Source organism: Bradyrhizobium sp. SZCCHNRI3052 (assembly GCF_032484895.1).
Lineage (GTDB): Bacteria > Pseudomonadota > Alphaproteobacteria > Rhizobiales > Xanthobacteraceae > Bradyrhizobium.
The window spans coordinates 88,322-114,990 of record NZ_JAUETW010000005.1; the positions used below are offsets into that span (position 1 = coordinate 88,322).

Sequence of the window (26,669 nt, forward strand, 5' to 3'; positions counted from 1 at the left end):
CATTCGGGCGAACGCGGTGGCGTCTTCCCTAGACCGCGCAGCCGGGCGGCGCATATGATCCTGATCATATGCCGAGGACCTTCCATCTCTCGCCCGAGGGCACGCGCCCGTCGCTCGACTGGCGCGCTCTTGCACGGCTGTCGCCGTTGCTCGCCGCGCTGCCCGCGGCCGCGCGGTTGCAGACCCGGCGCATCCAGGTGCCGCGCCAGGGCACGGTGTTCTGCCGGGGGGATCGGCCGCGGGCGATGTTCTTCGTGCTGACCGGCGAGGTGAGGCTGGTGCGCCGCTCGCGCGCCGGCGACGACATCGTCCTGCAGCGGGCCCGCCGGGGCTTTCTCGCCGAGGCCAGCCTCGATCAGTCAACGTATCATTGCGACGCCGTCGCGACACAGGACTCAGCGCTGCTCGCGATCGACCGCAAGGCCTTCGCCGAAGCGTTGCGTCGTCCCGAGATCGGGGACCGATGGTGCGATCATCTCGCCCGCGAGTTGCGCAAGGTCCGGGCGCAGTCGGAGCGGCTCAGCCTGAAGACGGCGCGCGAGCGGATCGTGCATTTCATCGAGACCGAGGGGGAGGGCGTCGAGGTCGAGCTCGGCCGGTCGAAGAAGGACTGGGCCGCCGAGCTCGGCGTCACCCATGAGGCGCTCTATCGTGCGCTGGCACGCATGGAACGGGACGGCGAGCTCACCGTCGATGGCACCCGCCTGCGCTTGCGGTGAGCCTTCGGGCGCCGCGTCTCCCGATCGTCGACACTGACCATTCGAACTCGTCAGCCTTGACGCCGGATCATCATATCGATAGTTCTGGATATATGGAAAACGAGCAAGCCGTTCTGGCCTTGGCGGCGCTGGCGCAGCCGACGCGCCTGCAGGCCTTTCGCACCCTGGTGCAGCACGAGCCCGACGGTCTGCCGGCCGGCGAGCTCGCACGTCTGCTGGAGGTGCCGCAGAACACGCTGTCGGCGCATCTGTCCGTGCTGGCGCGCGCCGGCCTCGTCAGTTCGATCAGGCACAGCCGCTCGATCGTCTACCGGGCCGATCTCAAGCAGTTTCAGAAGGTCGCGCTGTTTCTGCTGCAGGACTGCTGCGGCGGCCGGCCGGAGGTCTGCGCGCCCGTCATCGCAAGTCTCACCCCGTGCTGTCCGCCGAAGCGCAAGGAGAAGAGCCGTGTCTGACCGCATCTACAATGTATTGTTCCTCTGCACCGGAAATTCGGCACGCTCGGTGCTGGCCGAGTCGATCCTGCGCAAGGACGGCGCGGGCCGCTTCCACGCTTTTTCCGCCGGCAGCACGCCGAAGGGCGCGGTGCATCCGTTGGCGCTCGAGACGCTCGCGCGCATGGACTATCCGACCGACGATCTGCGCTCGAAGAGCTGGAGTGAGTTCGCCGCCGCCGGCGCGCCGGCGATAGATTTCGTCTTCACGGTCTGCGACAACGCCGCCGGCGAGGCGTGTCCGATCTGGCCGGGGCAGCCGATGACTGCGCATTGGGGCATCGAGGATCCGGCGGCGGCCGAAGGCACGGAGCTGGCGAAGCTCGCGGCGTTCACGACCGCCTTCCGCTATCTGAAGAACCGGATCGACGCCTTCATCAATCTGCCGCTCGGTCGCATCGATTCGATGTCGCTGGGCACGCGGCTGCGCGAGATCGGGACGGGCGAGGGCGCAACGTCGTTCCGCTCCGACGTGGCCTGATCCGATGACGATCTTCGAGCGCTATCTGACGGTCTGGGTCCTGCTCTGCATCATCGTCGGCATCGGTCTCGGCCATCTGATGCCGGGGCTGTTCGCGGCTGTCGCGTCGGCGGAGGTGGCGCGGGTCAATCTGCCGGTCGCGGCTCTGATCTGGCTGATGATCATTCCGATGCTGCTGAAGATCGATTTCGCGGCGCTCGGCAACGTGAAGGAGCATTGGCGGGGCATCGGCGTCACCCTGGTCGTGAACTGGGCGATCAAGCCGTTTTCGATGGCTCTGCTCGGCAGCGTTTTCATCGGCCACGTGTTCGCGCCGATGCTTCCCGCAGGCCAGTTGTCGTCCTACGTGGCCGGTCTGATCCTGCTGGCGGCGGCGCCGTGCACGGCGATGGTGTTCGTCTGGTCGAATCTGTGCGACGGCGAACCGCACTACACGCTGAGCCAGGTCGCGCTCAACGACGTCATCATGGTGTTCCTGTTTGCGCCGCTGGTGGGCCTGCTGCTCGGCGTCGCCTCGATCTCGGTGCCCTGGACCACCCTGCTGCTGTCGGTGCTGCTCTATATCGTCGTGCCGGTCATCGTCTCGCAACTCTGGCGCCGGGCGTTGCTGCGTAGCACGGACGGGGCATTGGAGCGCACCTTGCGGGTACTGCAACCGGTCTCGCTCGTGGCGCTGCTCGGTACGCTCGTGCTGCTGTTCGGCTTCCAGGGCGAGCAGATCCTGAAGCAGCCGGTCGTCATCGCGATCCTGGCCGTGCCGATCCTGATCCAGGTCTATCTGAACGCGGGGATCGCCTATTGGCTGAGCCGCCGGCTCGGCGTGGCCTGGTGCGTCGCGGCTCCGGCCGCCTTGATCGGCGCCAGCAATTTCTTCGAACTGGCGGTTGCCGCCGCGATCAGCCTGTTCGGGCTCGACTCGGGGGCTGCGCTCGCGACCGTCGTCGGGGTTCTCGTCGAAGTCCCCGTGATGCTCTCGGTCGTGCGCATCGTCAGGGCGACGCGTCGCTGGTACGAAGCGGGACTGCCGGCTTAGCTCCGGTCAGTGCTTCGGCAGAGCCGGTTTGCCTCACCGCCGCGACTCGTCCTGATCGTCGTCGTCGCCTTCGCGCTCCCGGCGGGCCGGCTCGTAGCTCAGCGGCTCGCCTTCGGCCCGCGCATGCAGCGCCGCAAGATGCGGGTAGGCTCCAAGACCAGCTCCAAGACCAACTCCAAGATCAGCTCCAAGACCGCCGTCAACGGCACGGGCCACCGGCACCAGCGTGGGCGCTGCGTTCCGGCTGGCTTGTGACATGGCCAAGAGGCCGCCCAGCCCCGCCAGCACGGCTGCCAATGTCATCGTCTTACGCATTCTCGTCTCCGAACTCACCGCGCCCCCGGCTCGCTCCGTCCGGACGCGATGATGTCGCAACGAGCGTGACAGCATCCTGTCAGGTTGAGTCAGCGAGACGTCAGCTTGTCTCGGGCAGGATGCCGATCCCTTGGAATTTCCCACCCCCGCATCGGCCTGAGCGCAATTCCGACATCGGAAGTTCAAACTAAAATCCGCACCAGCTCCTTAGCATTTGCGAACGCTCCGCAAGTCGACCCCCGCAAGTCGACCTCCGCAATTCGAACACAGTGGCGAGAGCGCAACAAATCACGACGAGCTTTGAAGATCAGAGCGTCAGGCCCCGGGAAGATCATGCATTTGCCTCAAATCGGACGGTTCATGCGCATCACGGTATTTGCGATGCTGATCTCGACGGCGGCATCCGCGGCGACGGTGGCGCGCGAGGACGATCGCGAGCGCCGTGACGCCGTGCGTCGCGCCGTCGAGGCGGGCGACGTCCTGCCGCTATCGGAGATCCTGCCGCGATTGCGCGGCCGGGTCGCCGGCGACGTGATGGGAATCGATGTCGACCGCCAGCGGGGCCGCTGGCGCTATGAGTTTCGGGTGATCGGCCGCGATGGCCGCGTGCGCGAGGTCTATGTCGATGCGCGCAGCGGCGAGATCGAACGGATCGAGGAAAAATAGATGCGAGTGCTGCTGGTCGAGGATGATCCGCGGCTGGCGTCCGACCTGGCCCGGACGCTTCAGGCGGCGGGCTATCTGGTCGAAACGTCCGACAACGGCGAGCAGGCCTGGTTTCTCGGCGACACCGAGGACTATGGCGCCGTGATCCTCGATCTCGGCCTCCCCGGCATGGACGGGTTGTCGGTGCTGAAGCGCTGGCGCGGCGCCGGGCGGCACGTGCCGGTGCTGATCCTGACCGCGCGCGCGAGCTGGGCGGAGCGGGTCGATGGCATCGACGCCGGCGCCGATGACTACCTGCCGAAGCCGTTTCGCAATGAAGAGCTGTTGGCGCGGCTGCGCGCGATCGTGAGGCGCTCCGCCGGCCATGCGGCGCCGGTGCTCTCGTCCGGCGATCTGGCGCTCGACGAGCGCCAGATGAAGGTCAGCCTGTCCGGCGTGCCGGTGACGCTGTCGCAGCTCGAATACCGGCTGATCGCCTATCTGCTGCGGCAGAGCGGCCGCGTCGTGCCGCAGCATGAGCTGGAGGAGAACGTCTACGGCCTCGGCCACGAGCACGACTCCAACGCGCTCGAGGTGCTGATCCGGCGCGTCCGCAAGAAGCTCGGCGCCGAGATCATCGAGACCCGCCGCGGCTTCGGCTACATGATCCCGGAGACGGCGGAATGAGGCTCGGCTCGCTGCGGCTGCGGCTGGTGGCGGCGGGCACCATCGCGCTGCTGGTCGCGCTCGGCGTCGCCGGCTTCGGCATGGTCGTGCTGTTCAAGCGCCACGTCGCGCGGACGCTCGCCTCCGATCTCGACATTCACCTGCGCCAATTGCTGAACGGCCTCGAGGTCGATGCGGAAGGGCGCATCGTGGTCGCGCGGCCGCCAGCCGATCCGCGCTTCGTGGTCCCGCTGTCGGGGCTGTACTGGCAGATCTCGGACGATCACGGCCAGTTGCTGCGCTCGCGCTCGCTGTGGGACACCATCCTGCCGCTGCCGATCGACGAGCCCGGACCGAGCGACGTGCATCAGCATGAGCTTGCCGGGCCGGATGGCGAACACGTGCTGGTCGCCGAGCGCGGCATCCTGATGAATCCGGAAAGCCAGATCCGCGTGCGCGCGGCCGTGGCCTACGACCTCGACGGCGCCACCAGCGCGGTGCGGACCTTCGCCAAGGATCTATCGATCGCGCTCGCCGTGCTGGCCGTCATCCTCGCCGTCGGCACGTCGGTTCAGGTCACGCTTGGCCTGCGTCCGCTCGGCGTGCTGCGCCGTGGCGTCGCCGAGATCCGCAGCGGTCGGCGCCAGCATCTTCCCGTGGACGTGCCGACCGAGGTGGCGCCGCTGGTCGACGAGGTCAACGCGCTGCTTGATGCGCAGAGCCGCGAGATCATGCGCTCGCGCAGCCGTGCGGCCGATCTCGCCCACGGCTTCAAGACGCCGCTCGCCGCACTCGCGGCCGACGCCGCGCGGTTGAGGGAGCTCGGCCAGCTCGAGCTGGCGCGCAATGTCGAGGATGTCGCCGAGGCGATGAGCCGGCAGGTCGATCGCGAGCTGGCGCTGGCGCGGCTGCGCGGCAAGGCCCGCGGCGGGCCGGAGGCCGCGACCGAGCTGGCGCCCCTGGTGAATGCGCTGCTCGGGACGCTCGGCCGCACGCCGGCGGCCGCCCATGTCAGCTTCGATGGCCAGGTGCCCCCAAGCCTGCGCGTCGGCATGGATCGGACGGATCTCGCCGAGGTGCTCGGCAATCTCTTGGAGAACGCCGCGCGTCATGCGGCGAGCACGGTTCGCATCGTCGCCAGTGCGACCCCTCTGATCGTCACTGTCGAGGACGACGGTCCGGGCATTCCGGACGCGAAGATCGGCCGCGTGCTCGAGCGCGGCGGCCGCCTCGACGAGCAGGGGCCGGGCAGCGGGCTGGGGCTCGCGATCGTGCAGGACGTGCTCGAAGCCTATGGCTGGCGGCTGCAGATCGGCCGTTCCCAGCTCGGCGGCGCCAGGATCACGATCGCGCCGGCCATCGTCTCGGCACTCCGCTGGCCGCAGCCTGCGACGTCCCAGGCCACCCCGGCGCCGTCCATTCTGACAGCAGGCTGACATCCCGCGTCAGCGGCGCGACGCCCCCGGTCAGCTATCTCCTCCGGTCCTACCACCCCGCGCTCCGGCTTGCCGGCAGCGGGGCCAAATGGCCGAAGGAAGCTGATCATGCGTATTCGAAACTCCGCCAAGACGTATGGCTCCGTCGCGATCGCACTGCACTGGATCGTCGCCGTGCTGGTGCCGGCGGCCTGGATTTCAGGCCATCTCGGCGACATGCTGCCGCGTCCCTCTCATGACACGGGCCTGTTCATGCACGTCTCGCTCGGGCTGGCGATGCTGGGCTTCGCGCTGGCGCGCCTGGCCTGGCGTCTGGCCGATCCGCCGCCGGCGCCTGCAGCGACCAAACTCGGCCCGTGGACGGTTCATGTCGGCGAGATCACGCATCTGCTGATCTATGGCATCATGTTCGCCATTCCGGTCCTCGGCATCGTCACCCAGTTTGCCCGCGGCTACGGCTTGCCGGTGTTCGGCCTGTTCGAGATCGCCTCACCCTGGGTCGGCGACCGCGGCTTCGCCCACGACATGAAGGAGATGCACGAGGCGCTGGCCAATGGCCTGATGATCCTGATCGGCCTGCACGCAGGCGCTGCCTTGCTGCACCATTACTGGCTGCACGATCGCACCCTGCGGCGGATGGTGCCGGGACTGCGGTGATAGGCCCTGTCATCCGGGCCTGCTAAAAGGCCTCCGTCGATCACGCCATCGGAGGCCGCCATGCCGGCAACGCCGCACATCGAAAAGCACTTCACTTCGTCGGAGGTCGTCCGCGACGTCGTGATCGGCATGGCCGACGGGCTCACCGTGCCCTTCGCGCTCGCCGCCGGTCTTTCGGCGGCGGTCGCCAAGACCGACGTGATCGTCACGGCCGGCCTCGCCGAGGTCGTCGCCGGCGCGATCGCGATGGGGCTCGGCGGCTATCTCGCCGCCCGCTCCGACGCCATTATGCCGCCGAGGAGACGCGGGAGCATGACGAGATCGAGCATCTTCGCGGCCGCGAGGTCGAGGAGGTCGCCGCGATCTTTCGCGGCTATGGTCTCGAAGGCCAGGCCTTGACCACCGTGGTCGACGCCATCGCGTCCGATCGCAAGCGTTGGGTCGACTTCATGATGCGCTTCGAGCTCGGTCTCGAACGCCCGGATCCGAAACGTGCGCCGGTCAGCGCCGTGACCATCGGCGGCTCCTACGTGATCGGCGGCCTGATCCCGCTGATCCCCTACATGCTGGCCCAAGACATCTCGTCCGCGCTCCGGATCTCCGTGATCGCGACCGGCATCGCGCTCCTGATCTTCGGCGCCATCAAGGGCCACTTCACCGGCGTCAACAAGATCAAGTCTGCGCTGCAGACCGCGCTGGTCGGCGGCCTCGCCGCCGGCGCCGCGTTCTGGCTGGCGCATCTGTTCGGGTAGGGCGGGACAGGATTGCGGCTGCGACATTCGCGAGCCCGTGCCATGCGGCGCAACGCGTCCGCACGTCACTTTGCCCACCGCACCCAAGATATATCCCCACGTCATTCCGGGGCATCGCGAAGCGATGAGCCCGGAATCCATAACCACGAATTGCTGTGGCGTGCGTGACGGCGGCGACGAGCTTCTCGGGCCCTACGGGCATCCTGAGTATGGATGCCGGGCTCGCGCTGACGCGCGCCCCGGAATGACGACGAGGGGAGAGTTGCCAAGCGCACTTGCATCCGTGCGTGCAGGACCATTCCACGTAGATCGTCAATCCATCGGGGACCAGGAAGCATAAGCGACAACGCCGCGTCGCATCGTGCCCACCACATTCGGGCGGTGGCAATGGTGGGCGCGCGCGGCCTGACGGCAGGGCGTGCCATCTCGACGCAAGCGTCAAGAACGGTGGCACGTTGGATCAACGAGCACGGTGTCGTCGCGGCGAACGCCGGGACCCATAAACCGAGGGAGCCGTTTGGGGCAGGCGCGTTGGCGCGGATGCACGGTAGTCACGCGCCGCTTCGCCAGCTCGGTGCCGCGTCAAGATTGATGGCGCGCTGGATTAACGAGGGACCGTGTAGGGTGGGCAACGGCGCGCCGCGTTGCAGTCTTGTCGGGCGAGCTTTCGCGCGCGCCGTGTCCACCGCCCGCACCCAGCGCCGCCGATGGTGGGCACGCGCCGCCTTTGGCGTCGCTTTGCCCACCCTACGGCAGCATCGTCTGCGGCAAAGGGCTTTACCCGAGTTCGAGATCTTTGGTGCCCTGCGGATATGGAGACGCTCTGCCGTAGCGTCCTGACGACGGCGTTGGGTTGAGACCATTTGTCAGCCTTGAATCGGCATAGCTCAGCTTTAGGCCAGAGAGCCGATCGTCTTGGTCGGGATGCGGCGGCTTTGGCCACAAGCGGAATCCTGCTCGGCTTGATGAGACGCTTTCGCATAAGATTGACTCCTGTCAGAATGCGTGCGCGCACGGCCGTGATGCAAACCGCCGCAAACAGGTGACGAGTTGGATCTCTCGAAGCAAGCATTGCTCGTAGTTGATGTTCAGCCGAGCTTTCATGTGCCCGATGCGATCGTCGCGGGTATCACCGAGCTCACACGGAAGGTTCCTACGATAGCCACCGTGGAACGGCATAACGAGGCCGTCACGCCCTTTCTAGGTCAGTTGGGCTGGACCCCCAGTGCAAACGACAAGTGTTTGGTGCCTGCTGACAAGGTCTTTATCAAGCACGGCTATCTTCCGCCTAAGGCCGCCATTGACTATCTAAAGGACCTTGCTGTGGACCGAGTGCTCGTCTGCGGCATACAAGCCGACACCTGCTGTCTGGCTGCGGGCTTCATGCTGTTTGACGCAGGCCTAAGGCCGACGCTCCTGAAGTGGCTCAGCGTAGGGTCGTCCCTCGATCGATCAGCTACCTTAGGAGCTAAGCTCTGGAAACATCATTTTGGATGCGTGCTGAGCGAGCCTAGTGAATTGCAGATCTAGACCACCGCGTTGGAACGGACAAACCGCAAAGTGTTTGGGGGAGCGAGGTTCACTACAACTAACAATACTGAGCGGAGACCATTGCATCACAGGAATACAGGGACGCTCAGACCGACCATGTCTGATTCGGGGCGCTGTCGAGGAAGGCTGGTCGGCTTCACCCAGGACAGCCATACGTCGGCGGGCAGCCCCCCATCAGCTTCGGTCGGCGGGCGTGTGCACCGGAGCAAGAGATGGTCACCTGACAACGCGGATACCGAAACCCGCCGCGCCTGCAGATCAAGCCCGCGTGGACGTGGCCGCGCCGGCAGACCCTTTCGGATTGGTCAGCCTCATGCCATGATGTGTGATGATGCGCGCGCTTCTCCTCATGACTTCGATCATCGTGCTTGCAACCGCTCCGGCCGCAGCTCAGCGGTTCGATGGCAATGATCCGGTGTGCCTCCAGACATGGGAATGGGGCGGTTCCAGCACAATCTCGTGCCAGTATCGGTCGTGGGAGGCGTGTAGAGCGGGGGCTGCGGGCCTTTCGGCCATGTGCTTGCCGAACCCCTATGCACAACGCCCGCCGGAGCCAAGCCGCCGTCGGCCTCCCCGATAGGCGCCGGTTGCGGTCTGACAACACCCCAAGCTTCAACGGAGCTGGCACGTGCCATCCGATGCTTGCTCGGCTGATTGGATCCGGTCTTCATTCTGAGAAAAATAAATCGATTGCTAGTTTTCAGAATACGTGCTTGATTGTCGCCGTCCCGTGCTCCTCGAGAGGGGCGCTTCGCGATCGTCACGGAACGTTGGGTGCGGGATGCGGTGGCTGCAGGGTGCCGCAGCGTGGGGCGACTTGCGCGGACGAACGGCAGCTTGCGGACGCGAAGTCGCGTGGTCCTGGCGCCCCGATGCTGGCGCCAAGTCGTCGGGCGATGATCCCGAGGGCGACGGTGGCTACCAAGCCGGACACCGGGGAGATCGCGAAGTAAGCGTGAAAACCATCGCGCGGGGAATGCCGGGATGTCTCGGCTGAACCTGTGGTGACTGCCGCCTGCTTTTTTTCTGCAGGCGGGCCATGGGGGCGGCCAGCTCCCGGCATTCCCTGCGCCCTCTGCCCGATCAGGGGGCAACACCGATGACATCACTCGGGCGCATGGCGCCGCGAGAGCAGTGACGCACGTCTTCATGGCGATGCCCAGGGGGGAGGGAGCCGGTCGCGGGAACCAAATTCCGCAGCCAAGGTTAGCTGGCATGCAGGAGGACTCCCGATGCGCCGTCCGAAGATTCAGCCGTCCCGCAACAAGCTCGACATGACCGATCAGGCCCAGGTCCGCGTGGTGACCAAGCGGCTGAAGATGTCGCCCGGGGAATTGACCGAGATGGTCGAACGCATTGGCAACTCCATCGCAGCCATCACCAAGGAAGTCACGCAGCAGCGGGCCGCGAAGGCTGCGCCGGAAGGAGCCGTGATCGCCTCGGTGACGGTGACCGAGACCAAGGCGGAAGTCATCGTGCCGGACGAGACGCCAGCGGCAACCTAGCAATCGACGCTGATCATCGAGACCCCCGGCAATCGATCTGGGGACTCGGACGAAGGGGGCAAAGGATGGACCAACGCACCGACCTCGGTGACGCTTTGACGCAGGCGGCGTTCAATCTGCGCAAGACCAGGATCAGCGAAGGCCGTCCGTTTCCTCTCGGCGCGACCTGGGACGGGCTCGGCGTCAACTTTGCGATCTTTTCCGCGCATGCGACCAAGGTCGAGCTGTGTCTGTTCGACGACACCGGCGAGACCGAGCTCGAGCGCATCGAGCTGCCCGAATACACCGACGAGGTCTGGCACGGCTACCTGCCGGCCGCGCGGCCCGGCACGGTGTATGGCTATCGCGTGCACGGACCCTACGAGCCGGACGCCGGTCACAGGTTCAATCCCAACAAGCTCGTGATCGACCCCTATGCCAAGCAGCTCGTCGGCAACCTGCGCTGGGGGCCGGAGCTGTTCGGCTATCGGCTCGATCACGCCGACAAGGATCTGTCGTTCGACGACCGAGACAGTGCGCCCTTGATGCTGAAGTGCCGGGTCATCGATCCCGCCTTCACCTGGGGAGGCTCGCGCAAGCCGGAAATTCCGTGGGAGCGGACGATCTTCTACGAGATGCACGTCAAGGGGTTCACCAAGCTGCATCCAATGGTGCCCGAAGCCGACCGCGGCACCTTCGCCGGTCTCGCGCACCAGGACATTCCGGCCTATCTGCGCTCCCTGGGCATCACCTCGGCCGAGCTATTGCCGATCCACGCCTTCATCGATGACAGCTATCTGGTCGAAAAGGGCCTGCGCAACTACTGGGGCTACAATTCGATCGGATTCTTTGCGCCGGAGCCGCGCTATCTGAAGACGCCGTTCGCGACCGAATTCAAGACCATGGTCAACCAGTTCCACGCCAACGGCATCGAGGTGATCCTCGACGTGGTCTACAACCACACCGCCGAAGGCAACGAGCTCGGGCCGACCTTGTCGTTCAAGGGCATCGACAATGCCAGCTACTACCGGCTGATGCCGGATCAGAAACGCTACTACATCAACGACACCGGCACCGGCAATACGGTGAACCTGTCGCACCAGCGCGTGCTGCAGCTCGTCGCGGACTCGCTGCGCTATTGGGCGACCGAGATGCGGGTGGACGGCTTCCGCTTCGACCTCGCCACCATCCTGGCGCGCGAGCCCTATGGCTTCGACGAGGGCGGCAGTTTCCTGGATGCCTGTCGTCAGGACCCGGTGCTGTCGAGCGTCAAGCTGATCGCCGAGCCCTGGGACATCGGTCCCGGCGGCTATCAGGTCGGCCAGTTTCCGCCGGGCTGGGCGGAGTGGAACGACAAGTTTCGCGACACCGCGCGGGCATTCTGGAAGGGCGACGGCGGCACGCTCGCCGATTTCGCCAAGCGCATCTCGGGCTCGGGCGACCTGTTCAACAAGCGCGGCCGCCGGCCCTGGGCGAGCGTGAACTTCATCACCGCGCATGACGGCTTCAACCTCAACGACCTCGTCTCCTACAACGACAAGCACAACGAGGCCAATGGCGAGGATAATCGCGACGGCCACAGCAACAACCACTCCTGGAATTGCGGCGTCGAAGGACCGACCGACGACCCCGAGATCACCGCGTTGCGGGAGCGGCAGAAGCGCAATCTCCTCGCCACGATGCTGCTGTCGCACGGCACGCCGATGCTGCTTGCCGGCGACGAGTTCGGCCATACCCAGAACGGCACCAACAACGCCTATGCGCAGGACAATGAGACCACCTGGCTCGACTGGATGGGCATCACGCCGCAGGGGCGGGCGTTGCGCGAATTCACGCGCAAGCTGATCGCCATGCGCAAGGCGTTTCCGATCCTCTATCGCAGCCGCTTCCTGATCGGCTCGCACAATGAGGACCTCGGCGTCAACGACGTGACCTGGCTCGACCCGTCGGGCGAGGAGATGACGACGGAGCAGTGGACCGACGATCACGCGCGTTGCTTTGGCATGCTGCTCGACGGCCGCGCCCAGGAGACCGGCGTCAAGCGGCGTGGCTCGGATGCGACGCTCCTGCTGGTCTACAACGCGCATTTCGACGTCGTGAACTTCACGCTTCCGTCCGTGCCCGAAGGCCATAACTGGCTGGCGCTGCTCGACACCAACCAGCCGGATGCTCAGCCGCAGTCGTTCCCGTTCGGCCACGTCTACGCGGTGACCGGGCGATCGCTGCTGGCCTTCGGCCTGTCGTCGGAGCAGCAGCCGATGCGCGGCCTGCGCCATGGCCTCGGCGCGCTGCTAGACGTCGCGGAGGCGCCGCTGGGGTAGGATGTTCGGCGGATTTTGCGGTCAGGCACCGCGGGCGTATTTCGCAAGCCTCGCGTCGAGCACGCCGAGCATGGCCTCGCGCGCCGGATCGCGCGAGCCGCGCAGCCAGACGGCCGCGAGCGGAAGCCGTCCGGCGGTGCTGCCGCGTGTCATCCGCAGCGGCACGAAGCGGACGCCGGAGACCGCGAGCCGCGAGGTCCAGCGCGGCACGATGGCGATGCCGAGCCGCGCGGCGACGAGATGCACGATGGTCTGCTTCTCATCGGCGAACTGCGCGATAGCCGGCGACAGCCCGGCCTGTGCGAACAGCTTCATGGTGAGGTCGTGGCTGTGCGGCCGCGACCGGCGGTCCGGGACGATCAGCGGCTGGTCGGCAATGTCGGCGAGCGAGACCACGGCACGCGAGGCCAGCCGGTGCCGTTGCGGCAGGGCCACCACGGCGCTCTCGCTGAGCAGCGCGCGGAATTCGAGCCTCATATCGGTGCGCTCGGGCGGCCTGACAAAGGCGAGGTCGAGCGCGCCGGACAGGATCCTGGGCAGCAGCCGGATCGTCTTCTCCTCCGTGAGCTGCACCGCGATGTCGGGATGCCGCGCGCGAAAATCGTGCAGCAATTGCGGCAGCAGCCCGGCGGCCGCGCTGTCGATGGCGCCGACGCGCAGCCGCTGCGCCTTCGTGCTTCGGGTACGGCGGCGGAAGCCGGTTTCGACCGCCTCGACACGGGCCAGGATCGCCCGGGCATCGCGCAGCAAGGTCGTGCCGTGCTCGGTCAGCGACACCGCGCGCGTGGTCCTCGCGAACAGCGGGGTCGCGAGATCCTCCTCCAGCAGCTTGATCTGGCGTCCGAGCGCCGAGGGCAGCATCTGCAGCCGCTGCGCCGCCTTGCCGAAATGCAGTTCCTCGGCGGCGGCCACGAAGCAGCGGAGCTGGTGCAATTCCATGGTGGGGTCCTGAAGAGGCGATGGGCCGGATTATATCATTTTTTTGTATAATGATGCGAGCATTGAAGCCGGCCTGGTTCGACGCCTACGCTTGTCAGATCAACGACAAGACGGGACAGGGAGGTGACGATGGCCGGAGAGCTGGAAACGCGCGTGCTGCGCAGGATCACGTTGCGCATCGTGCCCTTCATCATGCTGCTCTATTTCGTAGCCTTCATCGACCGCGTCAACGTCGGCTTCGCAGCGCTGACCATGAACAAGGACATCGGGCTGTCGGCCTCGGCCTATGGGTTCGGCGCCGGCATCTTCTTCTGGGGCTATTTCCTGTTCGAGGTCCCCTCCAACCTCGCGCTGGACAAGTTCGGCGCGCGCATCTGGATCGCGCGGGTCATGATCACCTGGGGCCTCGTCTCCGGCGCGATGGCGTTCGTACAGGGACCGACGAGCTTCTACGTGCTGCGCTTCCTGCTTGGGGCTGCGGAAGCAGGCTTCTTCCCCGGAATCATCCTCTATCTCTCCTACTGGTTCCCGGCGCGCCAGCGCGCAGCCGTCACCGCGCTGTTCATGGCCGCCGCGCCGCTCTCTACGGTTCTCGGCTCTCCGGTTTCCGGCGCGCTGCTGGAGATGGACGGCATTCTCGGCTTCAAGGGCTGGCAGTGGCTGTTCCTGATCGAGGCGCTGCCGGCGGTGCTGCTCGGCTTCGTCGTGCTCGCCTACATGACCGATCGTCCGGAGCAGGCCCGCTGGCTCGCCGACGACGAGCGCGACTGGCTGGTGCGCACGATGAATGCCGAGCTGGCGAGCAAGGCCGCCACCGCGAGCCACAGCATCTGGCGCGGGCTGGCCGACATCCGCGTGCTGGCGCTCGCGCTGGTCTATTTCGGCACCTCGGCCGGCCTCTACACGCTCGGCGTCTGGGCGCCGCAGATCATCAAGCAGTTCGGCCTGTCGTCCTTCACCGTCGGCTTCCTCAACGCGGTGCCACCGACCGTGGCCGTGGTCGTCATGATCCTGTGGGCGCGCCATTCCGACCGTACCGCCGAGCGCACCTGGCACGTCGTGCTGGCCTGCGTGGCCGCAGCCGTCGGGCTCTGGTTGGCCGGGCTGTCGACCAGTGTCGCCGCCGTCCTCGCTGCGCTCACGCTCGTCAATGTCGGCATCTCCTCCTCGAAGCCGCCGCTGTGGAGCATGCCGACCATGTTCCTGTCCGGCTCGGCCGCCGCGGCGGGCATCGCAACCATCAACTCGATCGGCAATCTCGGCGGATTCGTCGGTCCCGCGATGATCGGCTGGATCAAGGACCAGACCGGCAGCTTCAATGGCGGGCTCTATTTTGTCGCCGGCCTGCTGGTGGTATCGGCGGTGCTGACCCTGTTGCTGTCACGTTCACAAAGTGCGAAGGCCCAAGCAGCCACGCCGTCCTGACCTCATCAACGGAGCTCTTTCATGCGCACCCATTCCATCGCCGCCATTCCCGCCGACGGCATCGGCCCCGAGGTCATCTCCGAAGGCGTCCGCGTGCTCGAGGCACTCGCCAAGCGCGCGGGCGACATCAGCTTCAACGTCAAGACCTTCGACTGGGGCTCGGACTACTACAAGAAGCACGGCGTGATGATGCCGGCCGATGGACTCGCGGAGCTGAAAAAGTTCGACGCGATCTATTTCGGCGCGGTCGGCGCTCCCGAGGTGCCCGACCACATCACGCTGTGGGGCCTGCGGCTGCCGATCTGTCAGGGATTTGATCAGTACGCCAACGTCCGCCCGACCAAGATCCTGCCCGGTGTGGCCTCGCCCTTGCGCAATGTCGGCGTCGGCGATCTCGACTGGGTGATCGTGCGCGAGAATTCTGAGGGCGAATATGCCGGCATGGGCGGCCGGGCGCATCGCGGCCTGCCGGAGGAGGTCGGCACCGAGGTCGCGGTCTTCACCCGCGTCGGCGTCACCCGCATCATGCGCTACGCGTTCAAGCTGGCGCAGTCGCGCCCGCGCAAGTTCCTCACCGTCGTCACCAAGTCGAATGCGCAGCGCCATGGCATGGTGATGTGGGACGAGATCGCCGCCGAGGTGGCGCGGGAATTCCCCGACGTGACCTGGGACAAGATGCTGGTCGATGCGATGACCGTGCGCATGACGCTGCAGCCGAAGAGCCTCGACACCATCGTCGCGACCAATCTGCATGCCGACATCCTGTCCGATCTCGCCGGCGCGCTGGCCGGCAGCCTCGGCGTGGCGCCGACCGGCAACATCGATCCGGAGCGGCGCTTCCCGTCGATGTTCGAGCCGATCCATGGTTCGGCGTTCGATATCACCGGAAAGGGCATCGCCAACCCGGTTGCGACGTTCTGGACCGGCGCGCAAATGCTCGAGCATCTCGGCGAGACGGACGCGGCCGCGCGGCTGATGGCTGCGGTCGAGAAAGTCTGTGCAGCAGGCATCCTGACCCCCGATGTTGGCGGCACGGCGACGACCAAGCAGGTGACCGACGCCGTCATCGACGCGATCCATGGCTCCAACGCCTGAGGCGTGCTGTTCTCTTGCACAATTCTGGCGTGTTCCGTGTCGCGCTTGCAATGGACGCTGCGGGGCGTATATCAGCGCTTCCGCTGCGTCCGCGCATGCCAATCACATGCGTGTCATAGAGACGCGAGACACGGCTTAAGGAGAAAGGACACATCATGCGTCGTCACCGTCGAGCCAAGATCGTCGCGACTGTCGGTCCCGCGAGCAATTCTCCGGAGATGCTGAAAGCGCTGTTCCTCGCCGGTGTGGACACCTTTCGTCTCAACTTCAGTCACGGCACCCAGGCCGATCACGCCAAGGTCCATGCCGCGGTCCGCGCCCTCGAGAAGGAGATGCAGCGGCCGATCGGCATCTTGATGGATCTGCAGGGTCCTAAGATTCGCGTCGGCACGCTGCGCGACAAGAAGATCCAGGTCGAAGCCGGCGAGACGATTCGATTTGTCCTCAACGGCACCGAGGGCGACAAGACATCGATTCCGTTGCCGCATCCGGAAATCTTTGCGGCGGTCGCGCCTGGTCACGATCTTCTGATCGATGACGGCCGCGTGCGCGTCCGCGTCATGGGCCTCGGCGACGACTGGATCGAGGCCAAGGTGATCGTCAGCGGCGCGATCTCCAATCACAAGGGTGTCAATCTGCCCGGCACAATTCTGGAGCTGTCGCCGCTGACGGCCAAGGACCGTTCTGATCTTGCCTTTGGGCTCGACCTCGGCGTCGACTGGGTGGCGCTGTCGTTCGTGCAGAAGCCGTCCGACGTGCTGGAGGCGAGGGGCCTGATCAATGGCCGCGCCGGCATCATGTCCAAGATCGAGAAACCGGCGGCGCTGGAGCGGATCGACGACATCATCCAGCTCTCCGATGCGATCATGGTTGCGCGCGGCGATCTCGGCGTCGAGATTCCCAACGAGGACGTGCCGGGCAAGCAGAAGGAGCTGGTGCGCGCCTGCCGGCTCGCGGTGAAGCCGGTGATCGTCGCGACGCAGATGCTGGATTCGATGGTCGCGACGCCGACGCCGACGCGCGCCGAGGTCTCCGACGTCGCAACCGCGATCTATGACGGTGCGGACGCGGTGATGCTGTCGGCGGAATCCGCCAGCGGGCAATATCCGCGCGAGGCGGTGGCGATGATGGACAGCATCATCAAGGCCACCGAAGGCCACAAGATGTACCGCTCGATCGTCGAGGCGACGCAGCCGGGCGAGGAGCAGACGCCGCCGCATGCGGTGGCGACCGCAGCGGCCGATCTCGCCTCGGCGATCCACGCCAAGGCGATCGTGGCCTATACGTCGAGCGGTACCTCGGCCTCCCGCGTTGCGCGCAAGCGGCCGAGCCTGCCGATCCTGGCGATCACGCCGAACGAGGACACCTCGCGGCGGATGTGCCTGTTGTGGGGCGCGCACAGCGTGCTGTCGCAGGACGTGCAGAGCTACGAGGAGATGGTCGAGCGCGCGACCTTCTTCGCCGTGCAGGAGGAGTTTGCGGAAGCCGGCGACCTGCTCGTCGTCGTCGCCGGCATCCCGTTCGCGCAGACCGGCACCACCAACAATCTGCGCGTCGTCACCGTGCCGAGATAGGAGGCTGATTTTCCCTGTTCGCGCTGCCCGCCTGTCGCCTGATTGTCGCACCCCGCTGGTATCGCGGGGCAGTGACGAGGGACATCGCGAGTCGTCAAACGAGCGGTGTCCGGTCGCGGTCCGGCAGGATGGGTTCTGCCGGTGCGGCGTTTCGTCATCGCGGTGTCATCAGGGACTGTTAGGTGGGCGCGCATGGGACTTGAGACTGCTGGTGAAGAAAGCCCGGCTCGGCGCTTTCGGACGTTGTTCATCTCGGACGTTCATCTCGGAGCCCGCGGCTCGCAGGCCAATCTCCTCGTCGATTTCCTGCGTCACCATGATGCCGACACGATCTATCTGGTCGGCGACATCATCGACGGCTGGGCGCTCAAATCGAGCTGGCATTGGCCGCAGTCGCATAACGACCTGGTGCAGAAGATGCTGCGCAAGGCCCGCAAGGGCGCCAAGATCGTCTATGTCCCCGGCAATCACGACGAGTTCCTGCGCGGCTATTACGGCACGCATTTCGGCGGCATCGACGTCGTCGAGAACATCTTGCACACCGGCACCGACGGCAAACGCTATCTGGTGATCCACGGCGACATCTTCGATCTGGTCGTGCAGAATGCGCGCTGGCTCGCCCATCTCGGCGACAAGGCCTATGACTTCGCCATCCAGATGAACCGTCTGGTCAACTTCTTCCGTCGCATGTTCGGCGTTCCCTATTGGTCGCTGTCGCAATGGGCCAAGCAGAAGGTCAAGAACGCCGTCAACTACATCGGCGCGTTCGAGACGGCGCTGGCCTCGGAGGCGCGGCGGCATGGCGCTGATGGCGTGATCTGCGGCCACATCCATTGCGCCGTCATCCGCGACCAGGACGGCATTCGCTACATGAATTGCGGCGACTGGGTCGAGAGCTGCACGGCGCTGGTCGAGCACGAGGACGGCCGTTTCGAGATCCTGACTTGGACCGATCCGCAGCGGCAACCCGCGCCGGTTCCGCAGCTGGCCGCCCGCGCCGCCTGACACCGGTTCCCTTGCCTCTCGGCAATCGGGCGCGGTAAAATAGGGGTATGACAGCTCATTCCCCGATCCTGCCCGTGACCGCCGCCGACATCGAGGCGGCGGCACGCGTCCTCGCGCCCGTGGCCGTGCGGACTCCGCTGCTGCCGGCTCCCGTGCTCAACGAGCGGTTCAAAGCGAACGTCTTCGTGAAGCCGGAGGTGCTGCAGCGGACCGGCTCGTTCAAGTTCCGCGGCGCCTACAACAAGCTGGCGTCGATCCCGGAAGCAGCGCGCGGCAACGGCGTCGTCGCATTCTCCTCCGGCAATCATGCGCAGGGTGTCGCCCATGCCGCCACATTGCTGGGCATGGACGCCACGATTGTGATGCCCTCGGATGCGCCGGCGGCCAAGCGCGAGCGCACCAAGGCGTTCGGTGCCGACGTCGTGCTCTATGATCGCGATCGCGAGGACCGCGAAGCGATCGCGCGCGACATCGCAGCAAAGCGCGGCTCGACGGTGGTGCCGCCCTATGACGATCCCTACGTCATCGCAGGGCAGGGCACCGTCGGTCGTGAAATCGCCGAAGATCTCGCGGCGCTCGGCCTGTCGCCGGATCTGGTGATCGTCCCGGCTTCGGGCGGTGGACTGCTTGCAGGCGTCTCGACCGCGGTCAAGGCGCGCTTTCCCAACACCCGGATGGTCGTGGCCGAGCCAAAGGGTTTTGACGACCATGCGCGCTCGCTACGGGCCGGCCACCGCGAGGCGCACGACGCAAAGGGCCGGACCATCTGTGACGCGCTGATGGCGGCGATTCCAGGCGAGATCACCTTCGCCATCAACAGCCAACTGCTGTCGGCTGCGGTCGAGGCTTCGGATGAGGAGGTGGGGCGCGCGGTCGGCTTTGCCTTCCGGGAGCTGAAGCTCGTGGTCGAGCCCGGCGGTTCGGTCGGGCTTGCAGCATTGCTGGCCGGCCGGCTGGATGTGGCGGGCAAGACGGTGGTGATCGTTTTGTCCGGCGGCAATGTCGATGCTGAGCTCTACGCCAGGCTGATCGCCTGACGATCAAGCCTCAGTGAAAGCTGAGGCCGCCTTTTGCAAATCCCCCGCCGCCCATCCGCAGTCCGGACTGCGCGACGTGCGGCGTGCTCCGCGCCGGGCCGCCCTGCATCCCGCCTTGGCCACGCGCCATCGACGGATGCGACGCGTTGATGTTCGGCTTGAACGGTCCGGAATTGCCGGGGAAGGGACGCCGCACTTCGCGGGCGTCGAATGGCCGCCCAGGACTGCGCTTCAGTGGATCGCGCTGGATTTTCGTAGCCACAGGCGGATTTGTCGGCGGCACGATCCTGTCGCGCAACTTGGTCTGAGCGATAGGCCCGGGATCGACGACCTTGTTGGGACCCGCGTTGTTGATGGCATTGCCTTTCGTGACCACCGTTGGCGGCAGCGGTCCGTGCGGCACGGTGGCGGCCGGCAGCGTCGGTTGCGGGGCTGGATGGCTCTGGATCTGCGGACCGGGATTGAACGGTCGCGCGATCGGTGCCAGTTGCGGTGGCATCATGAGACGGCTCGGTTGCAGCACGGGGATGGGCCGAGGCTGTCCCTGCAGCCGCAGTGCGACCGGCGCATATGGGCTGTCGGCATAGGATTCACGGAAGCTCTGATAGGCGGCCGGCGAATTCGCCAGCACGGCCTGGTGCCAGGCCGTGGCCTGCACGAGGCCGGCGAGCAGTGCGCGGATGCGGTCGGCGAGCGGATCGCGCGGATACAGCTCGATGAACTCGCGATAATATTGCGGACGGTTCTCCGACAGCACGTAGTCATAGGCCTGCCGCACGGACCGGCTGGGCAGGTTGGCCGCCATCTGGATCACCGGCGCGTTCTCGGCAGGGCGCGCCGCCGCGACCAGCGTATCCCCGAAGAAGGTGAAATCACTGGTCAACGAGGAGCTTTCCCATGGCGTCTGTCGTCCGTCGGTGCTCTGGTTCACCTGTAGGCGAATGCGCTTGAACAATTGCTCGATCGGCAGGTTCGGCTGCCGCGCCAGGTTCAGGAACGCCTGCGCGTACGGGCTGTGCTCGCCACGCCCGTCGAGCGCCTCCGCGCCAGGCGAGGTCGAGTATCCGAGGATCGAACCGTTCGGCGCGTCGACGATGGCAAGTCCGCGTCCGGCATCGTTGATGGCAGGGAATGGATTGTTGCGGCAGGCGTCCAGCACGACGATCCGCATCCGGCTCGGGATGGCGTCGAGCGTTGCCATCAGGTCCACCAGACGGATGGTCCCCGTCGTCAGGTCGGAGGGCGCTGAGATACGGGCATCGATCGGGATCAGATAGTTCTCGCCCGCGAGCTGAACCCCGTGGCCGGCGTAGTAGACCATTGCCACGGTGTTCGGGCCGTGTGCTGCCACCCGGCTCGAGAAATCCTCGACGACCTTGAGCATCTCGTTCTGCGTCAGGTCGGTCGCCGTGATCACCTCGAAGCCGGCTGAGTTCAACAGCTTGGCAACAGCATGGGCGTCGTTGTCCGGGTTCTCCAGCGGCGGCGCGTTCTGATAGCTCGCATTGCCGATCACGAGCGCGACGCGTGGCTCGGCTCCTTGAGGGATCGCGGCGGGCGTGTTGCTCTCTTTTGCCGGTGAGGGAGCTGCCAGCGCGCGCGGTGGTGTGTGAAGGATGTCGAGCTCACTGCCGGCGGCGAACGCCGAGTCCGGGCCGACCCAGGCCATCAGGCCCAGCAGCGCGGACATGAGCAGGGATTTCCAGGCGGATGTTACAGCGCGAAATTTTGGAACGGACACGGCGTTCTCCTCGAGCATGCGCAAAGCGAATGGCTTGAGGATCAGGCTACGCAGGTCGCGCAACAGCGTAAGTGATCCGCGTCACCCATCAATGCGGCACCTTTCGGTGCTCAGCGATCGAGGTTCAACAGGAGGCGGCCGAGATGCACTCGCCCTACGAGAAGAATGCGATCTTCTCAGGCTGGGTCATGCGACGGATCGGCGCCAACGAGTCGTTGGCGGGTGCCTGCGGCCGCTGCAGAAGGCCGTTCGACAGCAGCGTCGATCCCAGCGACGGCTCGTAGGCAGGCTTGGGCCTCGCGGACGCGCTGGTGCTGTGAGCCGCGGCGGCGGTCGGGCGGACCTGCTGGATCGGCGCAACGTCGGCCTTCGGGGCCGCTGCGGGAGATTGAGCTGCGACCGCAGCCGCCACGGCGGCCAGGGTCTCGATGGTGATCGCCTCCGGAAGCGGTGGCGATACGGGCACGCTGGGGACCGGCGCCGGGGCTGCAGGCGAGGCCATGCGCGGGGCCGCCGCGGGCGGGGCCGGCATCGGAGGGGAAGACATCGGCGGAGCCGACATCGTGGGCGCAGCGGGAGCCGGCGCCGCGCTGGCAACCGGGGCTTCTGCCGTGGTCAGCACGAGATCCGGCTCCGACGGCGCTGTCTCGCTGAAGCTCGCGACGATGTCGTCGTCGACCGAGGTCGGCTCCTCAATGTCGAAGCCGAGCGTCCTGGCCCGGCTGAACTCCTCATCGTCGATCGGATCGGGGGCACCCATCTCCGCCGCGACCAATTCCAGGATGGCTTCGTCGTGGGCTTCTGCGGCGACGGCGTCATCCAGGGCCGCCGCGGCGTGCTGCTCGATCTCGAGCAGGGCTTCGTCCACCGACGGCTCGGTCGCAGCTTCCGGGGGCTGCACCACCGCCGAAGCGGCGGTGTCGACCATCCTGGCCTCAACCGCTGCAGCCGCCATGATCACAGCATCAGCGCCGGAGGATGTCTCGACCGATTCGATCGCGGCCACTGCGGCAACGAGCGGAATGGTCATCTCAAGCCCGGCTTGGGCCGCCTCCATCTGTTCCGGCACGGGCTGCGGCTCCGGAGCCACCTGTGGCTCAGCCGAGACCGTCGCCGCCGCAGTCGGACCCGATGCGACATCGGGTGTCGGCGGGGCCGCAGCTTCGGTCGCCGGTTCGATCTCGTCAGCCGCGGGCGGAATGCTTGCTTTCTCCGCGTCGAACTCCTTCAGCCGCGTCTTGATGATCTCGAAGGCCGCAAGCAGCGCGACCTTGGGGTCGGCGCACGCAAGCTGGTCGCAGGCGGCCTCGATCGACGTGACCTGTGAATCGATCAGGTCGCAGATCCGCGAGTCCGCACCGATCTCGCGCCAGCGCCAGGAAATTTCCTTGATGATTCGGATGCCCTTGCGCACCGGCGCCAGGTTCTGCTCGAGGGCCATGCTGTCGACCGCAGTGGCGGCGGCGAGTGCGGCGTCTTCGACCGTGGCGCGGATCGCGGCCAGCGCTTCGGGCAGTGCCTTGCTGTCGGCCTGCTCGAACTCCTGCTGCTGCTGACGCTGTGAGGCCAGCGCATGCTCGATGCGGGCCACCGCGTCGAGCACCATGCTGGTGTCGGCATTGCGGTTGCGCTTGGCGTATTCGCCAAGGAACCAGCGGCCTCGGGACGTCTCCATGAAGGCGTCGCGGATCGCCTCGTAATCGGCCTCGTTCGGCTGAGCCGCACGGGCGGATATCGGCGAGAGGGCGAAGACTTCATCGACCATGGCAAACCTATCGCGCACATTGCTGCGCGTTGGCATAACGATCACCATGATATTGATCGAATCGCAATTGAATTGATGCCACTGTCCCGACAAATCTCCACCATATCGCCGGTATTGTCGCGCCGATTCGCGGACAGGTTGGGGCTGTTCTATGGCGCTGTGTTCGTGCTCTCGGGCACGCATCTGCCGTTCTTTCCCGTATGGCTACGGGCGATCGGCCTGGATGCCGCATGGATTGGGGTCATCGTTGCGGTTCCCGCCGTAACCCGCTTCACCGTCCTGCCGCTGATCACCGCGGTTGCCGAGCGCCGGCAGGCCCTGCGCGCCGCGATGCGGCTGACCACCTTCGCAACGGCATCGGGCTTTGTGGCTCTTGCCTTCCAGCGCGAACCCTGGCTGGTATTCCTGGTCTACGTGGCAACCTGCTGTCTCTGGACACCCGTTGTCCCGCTGACGGACGCTTATGCGCTCCGTGGCGTGATGAGCTATGGCCTGAACTACGGTCGCCTGCGGCTGTGGGGATCGGCCGCATTCATCGCCGGAACGCTGCTGTGCGGCGGGCTGGTCGACTTCGCGCCGTCGTCCGAGCTGATCTGGATCATCGTCTCGGTCGCGCTGTGCGGTGCGGCAAGCAGCCTGCTGCTGCAGGCGCTGCCGCCGCTGCCGCATGGCGCCGGCCTGGCCCGGGACGGGCGCAGTCTGCTGGGCAATCCGAGCTTCCTCTGCATCATCGCCGCTTCGGCGCTGATCCAGGCAAGCCATGCGGCCTACTACACGTTCTCCGCCATCGAGTGGAAGGCGCAGGGCTTCAGCGGGCTGACCATCGCTTGGCTCTGGACCATGGGCGTGCTGGCCGAGATCGTCGTGTTCGCCCTGTCGCCCCGGTTCACGCTGGCGCCCGCGAGCCTGGTCATGATCGGCGCGATGGCGGCCGTGCTGCGCTGGAGCCTCACGGCCCAGGAGCCCCATGCGGGTGGGCTCGCCGCGGTCCAGATCAGTCACGGCTTCACCTTCGGGCTGACCCTGGTTGGAACCATGGGGCTGTTGGTCCGCCAAGTGCCGGCGCAGCTGACGGCGCGCGGGCAGGGCTATTATGCGGCTGCGAGCGGAGTGGTCGGCTCGGCGGCATCGGCCCTCTCTGGGCCGGTCTATGCGGCCTATGGACCCGGTGTCTACTACGTGATGGCCGCGATGGCCGGAGCAGGCGGCGCCCTGATGTGGATCGCGCACCGAAGCCTGTCGTTTCAGCCCCATAACGCCTGATCGGGCGGATAGACCAGGCTGTCCTCGTAGTGCAGGCCGTGCTCGCAATCCTCGGCGAGCAGCAGCGGACCGTCCAGATCGACGAAACGGGCGAAAGGCGTCAGCAGCATGGCCGGTGCCATCGACAGCGATGTCGCCACCATGCAGCCGACCATGATGTCGAAGCCGAGAGCGCGCGCGGCTTCGGCCATCGCAAGCGCCTCGGTCAGTCCTCCGGTCTTGTCGAGCTTGATGTTGACGGCGTCATAGCGTCCGCGCAGCGCTTCGAGCGAGTCGCGGTCATGCACGCTCTCGTCGGCGCAGACGGTGAGCGGGCGCGCGATCTTTCCGAGCGCTTCGTCTTTCCCTGCGGGCAGCGGCTGCTCGACCAGCGTGACGCCGGCGGTGGCGCAGGCTGCGAGATTGGATTCCAAATTCGCTTCGGTCCAGGCCTCGTTGGCGTCGACGATCAGTTGTGACTGCGGCGCCGCCGCTCGCACGGCTGCAATCCGCGCAGGATCGCCGTCGCCGCCGAGCTTGATCTTGAGCAGCGGGCGATGCGCGGCCTTGGCCGCAGCTTTGGCCATCACATCGGGGCTCCCGAGCGAAATCGTGTAGGCCGTGACGCACGGTGCCGGTGCGCGACGTCCGAGCAGGTCCCAGATGCGCCGGCCGCTCCGCTTGGCTTCGAGGTCGAGCAGCGCGCAGTCGAGCGCATTGCGCGCCGCGCCCGGCGGCATCGCCGTCTGCAGGGCGGCGCGGTCGAGACCAGAGGCGACCGCATCGCGCATCCCGAGCAGGGCGCTCAGCGCCGCATCGGGCGTTTCGCCATAACGCGGATAGGGCACGCATTCGCCGCGGCCAACCATCGTCCCGTGTCGCAGCTCCGCGATCACTGTCACGGCTTCGGTCTTGGCGCCGCGGCTGATCGTGAAGCTGCCGGCGATCGGCCAGTGGCCGATCCGGGCGTCCAGTATTGGAAAACCGTTGGAAGTCATTTGAAAGTCTGGCGCTTTGTGAACCGGAATGAGGCGCTTGGGACTTGCGCGATCTGACTGACTATGGCTGTTGATAGTGGTCTCCGGCAAGGTGGTAGCGACGCGGTGGGATTTTTCTCGTCAAGGAGCGGACGTCCAAGGCTCCGAGGATGGCCGTCGTGAAGGGCGGCCCTGATTTGCAGCGCAGTGGCGATGGCAACGCGCTGTCGCTGCGCGCGACCGGCGCCTGGACTGCGCCCTTTGCGCCGTCGCTCGAACGGCTCGTCGCCGATGCCGAAAAACTCGCCGGCAAGAAGATCGATGTTTCCATCGACGTCTCCCAAGTCTCCAAGCTCGACACGTTCGGCGCCTGGCTGATCGAGCGGCTGCGCCGCAGCTTCACGACCGGAACCGTCGAGGTCCGGATCGATGGGCTCTCTGCGAACTACGCCAGCCTGGTCGACGAGGTTCGACGCGTCAGCACCGCGCCCAATGGCGACGCGACGATGGTGACCATCACCGGCATGCTCGGCCAGATCGGCCTCAGTGTCGCCGGCATCTTCGGCACGATCGCCGCGCTGATCGACATGCTCGGCGCCGTGATCGTCGCCAGCGGCCGGGTCCTCATTCATCCCCGCAGCTTCCGGCTGACCTCGACCATCCATCATCTCGAGCAGGTGTGCTGGCGCGCGGTGCCGATCATCGTGCTGATCACCTTCCTGATCGGCTGCATCATCGCTCAGCAGGGCATCTTCCATTTCCGAAGGTTCGGCGCCGACATCTTCGTCGTCGACATGCTCGGCGTGCTGGTGCTGCGCGAGATCGGCGTGCTGCTGGTGGCGATCATGATCGCGGGCCGGTCGGGTAGCGCCTACACGGCCGAGCTCGGCTCGATGAAGATGCGCGAGGAGATCGACGCGCTGCGCACCATGGGCTTCGATCCGATCGAGGTCCTGATCCTGCCGCGCATGCTCGCGCTGGTGATCGCGCTGCCGATCCTGGCCTTCCTCGGCGACATCGCCGCGCTCTATGGCGGCGGGCTGGTGGCCTGGTTCTATGGCGGCGTCGATCCCGAGGCCTTCCTGCTGCGCCTGCGCGATGCGATCTCGATCGATCATTTCAAGGTCGGGCTGCTCAAGGCGCCGGTGATGGCGGCGGTGATCGGGATCGTCGCCTGCGTCGAAGGACTGGCCGTGCAGGGCAGTGCCGAGTCGCTGGGGCGCCACACCACTTCGTCGGTGGTGAAGGGCATCTTCTTCGTCATCGTGATGGACGGCGTGTTCGCGATCTTCTTCGCCGCGGTCGGGATGTGAAC

The 26,669-nt window shown here is 66.2% G+C and carries 24 protein-coding genes and 1 pseudogene; 20 read left to right on the forward strand and 5 right to left on the reverse strand.

Annotated features, from left to right (window positions below; translation table 11 throughout):
• Window positions 1-68 precede the first annotated feature (68 nt).
• From QW887_RS16205 to arsB, 4 genes are all read left to right on the forward strand, one after another.
• A complete protein-coding gene (locus QW887_RS16205; protein ID WP_316167145.1) occupies window positions 69-719 on the forward strand; it encodes a Crp/Fnr family transcriptional regulator in 651 nt (216 codons plus the stop codon).
• Window positions 720-811: 92 nt separating this feature from the next.
• Window positions 812-1,174 (forward strand): metalloregulator ArsR/SmtB family transcription factor, encoded by a 363-nt coding sequence (locus tag QW887_RS16210; RefSeq protein ID WP_316167144.1) that lies wholly within the window; start codon window positions 812-814, stop codon window positions 1,172-1,174.
• Entirely contained in the window at window positions 1,167-1,694 is a 528-nt protein-coding gene (locus QW887_RS16215; protein WP_315753184.1) for an arsenate reductase ArsC, read from the forward strand. The genes QW887_RS16210 and QW887_RS16215 overlap by 8 nt, the downstream gene beginning before the upstream one ends.
• 4 nt (window positions 1,695-1,698) lie before the next feature.
• Window positions 1,699-2,727: an ACR3 family arsenite efflux transporter gene (arsB, locus tag QW887_RS16220; RefSeq protein ID WP_315712719.1), complete on the forward strand. Its 1,029-nt coding sequence runs from the start codon at window positions 1,699-1,701 to the stop codon at window positions 2,725-2,727.
• A gap of 33 nt (window positions 2,728-2,760) precedes the next feature.
• On the opposite strand, the gene QW887_RS16225 is transcribed toward arsB, so the two are convergent.
• A complete protein-coding gene (locus tag QW887_RS16225; RefSeq protein ID WP_316167143.1) occupies window positions 2,761-3,042 on the reverse strand; it encodes a hypothetical protein in 282 nt (93 codons plus the stop codon).
• 360 nt (window positions 3,043-3,402) lie between these two features.
• On the opposite strand from QW887_RS16225, the gene QW887_RS16230 reads away from it, so the two are divergent.
• The 9 genes and pseudogenes from QW887_RS16230 (at window position 3,403) to glgX (ending at window position 12,554) form a co-directional block, all read left to right on the forward strand.
• Window positions 3,403-3,708, forward strand: a complete 306-nt coding sequence (locus QW887_RS16230) for a PepSY domain-containing protein (protein ID WP_315712717.1) — start codon at window positions 3,403-3,405, stop codon at window positions 3,706-3,708.
• The gene (locus QW887_RS16235) at window positions 3,709-4,374 is read left to right on the forward strand and encodes a response regulator transcription factor (protein ID WP_315712715.1); all 666 of its coding nucleotides are present in this window, start codon (window positions 3,709-3,711) and stop codon (window positions 4,372-4,374) included.
• Window positions 4,371-5,789 carry a sensor histidine kinase gene (locus tag QW887_RS16240; protein ID WP_315712714.1) on the forward strand — a complete coding sequence of 473 codons (1,419 nt, stop codon included), beginning with the start codon at window positions 4,371-4,373 and terminating at the stop codon, window positions 5,787-5,789. Before QW887_RS16235 ends, QW887_RS16240 begins: the two co-directional genes overlap by 4 nt.
• 108 nt (window positions 5,790-5,897) lie before the next feature.
• Window positions 5,898-6,446: a cytochrome b gene (locus QW887_RS16245; protein ID WP_316167141.1), complete on the forward strand. Its 549-nt coding sequence runs from the start codon at window positions 5,898-5,900 to the stop codon at window positions 6,444-6,446.
• Window positions 6,447-6,506: 60 nt separating this feature from the next.
• Window positions 6,507-7,198, forward strand: a pseudogene (locus QW887_RS16250) (VIT1/CCC1 transporter family protein).
• A 1,050-nt stretch (window positions 7,199-8,248) separates the two neighbouring features.
• Entirely contained in the window at window positions 8,249-8,728 is a 480-nt protein-coding gene (locus QW887_RS16255; protein ID WP_315753179.1) for a cysteine hydrolase family protein, read from the forward strand.
• 352 nt (window positions 8,729-9,080) lie between these two features.
• Window positions 9,081-9,329: a DUF3551 domain-containing protein gene (locus tag QW887_RS16260; protein WP_409998352.1), complete on the forward strand. Its 249-nt coding sequence runs from the start codon at window positions 9,081-9,083 to the stop codon at window positions 9,327-9,329.
• A gap of 652 nt (window positions 9,330-9,981) precedes the next feature.
• Entirely contained in the window at window positions 9,982-10,254 is a 273-nt protein-coding gene (locus tag QW887_RS16265) for a DUF3606 domain-containing protein (RefSeq protein ID WP_316194690.1), read from the forward strand.
• A 65-nt stretch (window positions 10,255-10,319) separates the two neighbouring features.
• Window positions 10,320-12,554, forward strand: a complete 2,235-nt coding sequence (gene glgX / locus QW887_RS16270; protein WP_316167136.1) for a glycogen debranching protein GlgX — start codon at window positions 10,320-10,322, stop codon at window positions 12,552-12,554.
• 21 nt (window positions 12,555-12,575) lie between these two features.
• Here glgX and QW887_RS16275 read toward each other — a convergent pair whose 3' ends face one another.
• Window positions 12,576-13,493 (reverse strand): LysR family transcriptional regulator, encoded by a 918-nt coding sequence (locus tag QW887_RS16275; protein WP_315712703.1) that lies wholly within the window; start codon window positions 13,491-13,493, stop codon window positions 12,576-12,578.
• A 129-nt stretch (window positions 13,494-13,622) separates the two neighbouring features.
• Between QW887_RS16275 and QW887_RS16280 the strand changes: the two genes are divergently transcribed.
• The 5 genes from QW887_RS16280 to QW887_RS16300 all read left to right on the forward strand — a co-directional run bounded on the left by QW887_RS16280 (window position 13,623) and on the right by QW887_RS16300 (window position 19,629).
• On the forward strand, window positions 13,623-14,918 hold the full coding sequence (locus tag QW887_RS16280) for a D-galactonate transporter (protein WP_315828171.1): 1,296 nt from the start codon (window positions 13,623-13,625) through the stop codon (window positions 14,916-14,918).
• Between the two features lie 21 nt (window positions 14,919-14,939).
• Window positions 14,940-16,013 carry a tartrate dehydrogenase gene (locus tag QW887_RS16285; protein ID WP_316194691.1) on the forward strand — a complete coding sequence of 358 codons (1,074 nt, stop codon included), beginning with the start codon at window positions 14,940-14,942 and terminating at the stop codon, window positions 16,011-16,013.
• Between the two features lie 155 nt (window positions 16,014-16,168).
• Complete coding sequence (pyk, locus tag QW887_RS16290; protein ID WP_316175794.1) at window positions 16,169-17,587, forward strand: pyruvate kinase; 1,419 nt, start codon at window positions 16,169-16,171, stop codon at window positions 17,585-17,587.
• Window positions 17,588-17,779: 192 nt separating this feature from the next.
• Window positions 17,780-18,592: a UDP-2,3-diacylglucosamine diphosphatase gene (locus QW887_RS16295; protein ID WP_315828168.1), complete on the forward strand. Its 813-nt coding sequence runs from the start codon at window positions 17,780-17,782 to the stop codon at window positions 18,590-18,592.
• A 47-nt stretch (window positions 18,593-18,639) separates the two neighbouring features.
• Window positions 18,640-19,629, forward strand: a complete 990-nt coding sequence (locus QW887_RS16300) for a threonine/serine dehydratase (protein ID WP_315828167.1) — start codon at window positions 18,640-18,642, stop codon at window positions 19,627-19,629.
• Window positions 19,630-19,639: 10 nt separating this feature from the next.
• Here the strand turns inward: QW887_RS16300 and QW887_RS16305 are convergent, their stop codons facing one another.
• Window positions 19,640-21,319, reverse strand: a complete 1,680-nt coding sequence (locus tag QW887_RS16305; protein ID WP_315828166.1) for a caspase family protein — start codon at window positions 21,317-21,319, stop codon at window positions 19,640-19,642.
• Between the two features lie 205 nt (window positions 21,320-21,524).
• Window positions 21,525-23,135 carry a hypothetical protein gene (locus tag QW887_RS16310; protein ID WP_316194692.1) on the reverse strand — a complete coding sequence of 537 codons (1,611 nt, stop codon included), beginning with the start codon at window positions 23,133-23,135 and terminating at the stop codon, window positions 21,525-21,527.
• 75 nt (window positions 23,136-23,210) lie between these two features.
• Here QW887_RS16310 and QW887_RS16315 point away from each other — a divergent pair, with 75 nt between their 5' ends.
• Complete coding sequence (locus QW887_RS16315) at window positions 23,211-24,398, forward strand: MFS transporter (protein ID WP_316194693.1); 1,188 nt, start codon at window positions 23,211-23,213, stop codon at window positions 24,396-24,398.
• Here the strand turns inward: QW887_RS16315 and dgcA are convergent.
• Window positions 24,380-25,375: an N-acetyl-D-Glu racemase DgcA gene (gene dgcA / locus QW887_RS16320; protein ID WP_315712693.1), complete on the reverse strand. Its 996-nt coding sequence runs from the start codon at window positions 25,373-25,375 to the stop codon at window positions 24,380-24,382. The genes QW887_RS16315 and dgcA overlap by 19 nt on opposite strands.
• Window positions 25,376-25,533: 158 nt before the next feature.
• Here dgcA and QW887_RS16325 point away from each other — a divergent pair, with 158 nt between their 5' ends.
• Window positions 25,534-26,667 (forward strand): ABC transporter permease, encoded by a 1,134-nt coding sequence (locus QW887_RS16325; RefSeq protein WP_315713623.1) that lies wholly within the window; start codon window positions 25,534-25,536, stop codon window positions 26,665-26,667.
• The last annotated feature ends 2 nt before the right edge of the window (window positions 26,668-26,669 follow it).

Excerpts from the sequence above, each read along its gene's own strand:
- QW887_RS16235 (WP_315712715.1), top strand. The coding sequence starts at position 3,709 with ATGCGAGTGCTGCTGGTCGAGGATGATCCGCGGCTGGCGTCCGACCTG.
- QW887_RS16280 (WP_315828171.1), top strand. The coding sequence starts at position 13,623 with ATGGCCGGAGAGCTGGAAACGCGCGTGCTGCGCAGGATCACGTTGCGC.
- QW887_RS16225 (WP_316167143.1), bottom strand. The coding sequence starts at position 3,042 with ATGCGTAAGACGATGACATTGGCAGCCGTGCTGGCGGGGCTGGGCGGC.
- QW887_RS16315 (WP_316194693.1), top strand. The coding sequence starts at position 23,211 with ATGCCACTGTCCCGACAAATCTCCACCATATCGCCGGTATTGTCGCGC.
- QW887_RS16230 (WP_315712717.1), top strand. The coding sequence starts at position 3,403 with ATGCGCATCACGGTATTTGCGATGCTGATCTCGACGGCGGCATCCGCG.
- QW887_RS16205 (WP_316167145.1), top strand. The coding sequence starts at position 69 with ATGCCGAGGACCTTCCATCTCTCGCCCGAGGGCACGCGCCCGTCGCTC.
- QW887_RS16295 (WP_315828168.1), top strand. The coding sequence starts at position 17,780 with ATGGGACTTGAGACTGCTGGTGAAGAAAGCCCGGCTCGGCGCTTTCGG.
- QW887_RS16240 (WP_315712714.1), top strand. The coding sequence starts at position 4,371 with ATGAGGCTCGGCTCGCTGCGGCTGCGGCTGGTGGCGGCGGGCACCATC.
- pyk (WP_316175794.1), top strand. The coding sequence starts at position 16,169 with ATGCGTCGTCACCGTCGAGCCAAGATCGTCGCGACTGTCGGTCCCGCG.
- QW887_RS16245 (WP_316167141.1), top strand. The coding sequence starts at position 5,898 with ATGCGTATTCGAAACTCCGCCAAGACGTATGGCTCCGTCGCGATCGCA.
- QW887_RS16285 (WP_316194691.1), top strand. The coding sequence starts at position 14,940 with ATGCGCACCCATTCCATCGCCGCCATTCCCGCCGACGGCATCGGCCCC.
- QW887_RS16305 (WP_315828166.1), bottom strand. The coding sequence starts at position 21,319 with ATGTCCGCGCTGCTGGGCCTGATGGCCTGGGTCGGCCCGGACTCGGCG.
- arsB (WP_315712719.1), top strand. The coding sequence starts at position 1,699 with ATGACGATCTTCGAGCGCTATCTGACGGTCTGGGTCCTGCTCTGCATC.
- QW887_RS16310 (WP_316194692.1), bottom strand. The coding sequence starts at position 23,135 with ATGGTCGATGAAGTCTTCGCCCTCTCGCCGATATCCGCCCGTGCGGCT.
- QW887_RS16260 (WP_409998352.1), top strand. The coding sequence starts at position 9,081 with ATGCGCGCGCTTCTCCTCATGACTTCGATCATCGTGCTTGCAACCGCT.
- QW887_RS16265 (WP_316194690.1), top strand. The coding sequence starts at position 9,982 with ATGCGCCGTCCGAAGATTCAGCCGTCCCGCAACAAGCTCGACATGACC.
- QW887_RS16300 (WP_315828167.1), top strand. The coding sequence starts at position 18,640 with ATGACAGCTCATTCCCCGATCCTGCCCGTGACCGCCGCCGACATCGAG.
- QW887_RS16275 (WP_315712703.1), bottom strand. The coding sequence starts at position 13,493 with ATGGAATTGCACCAGCTCCGCTGCTTCGTGGCCGCCGCCGAGGAACTG.
- QW887_RS16210 (WP_316167144.1), top strand. The coding sequence starts at position 812 with ATGGAAAACGAGCAAGCCGTTCTGGCCTTGGCGGCGCTGGCGCAGCCG.
- glgX (WP_316167136.1), top strand. The coding sequence starts at position 10,320 with ATGGACCAACGCACCGACCTCGGTGACGCTTTGACGCAGGCGGCGTTC.
- dgcA (WP_315712693.1), bottom strand. The coding sequence starts at position 25,375 with ATGACTTCCAACGGTTTTCCAATACTGGACGCCCGGATCGGCCACTGG.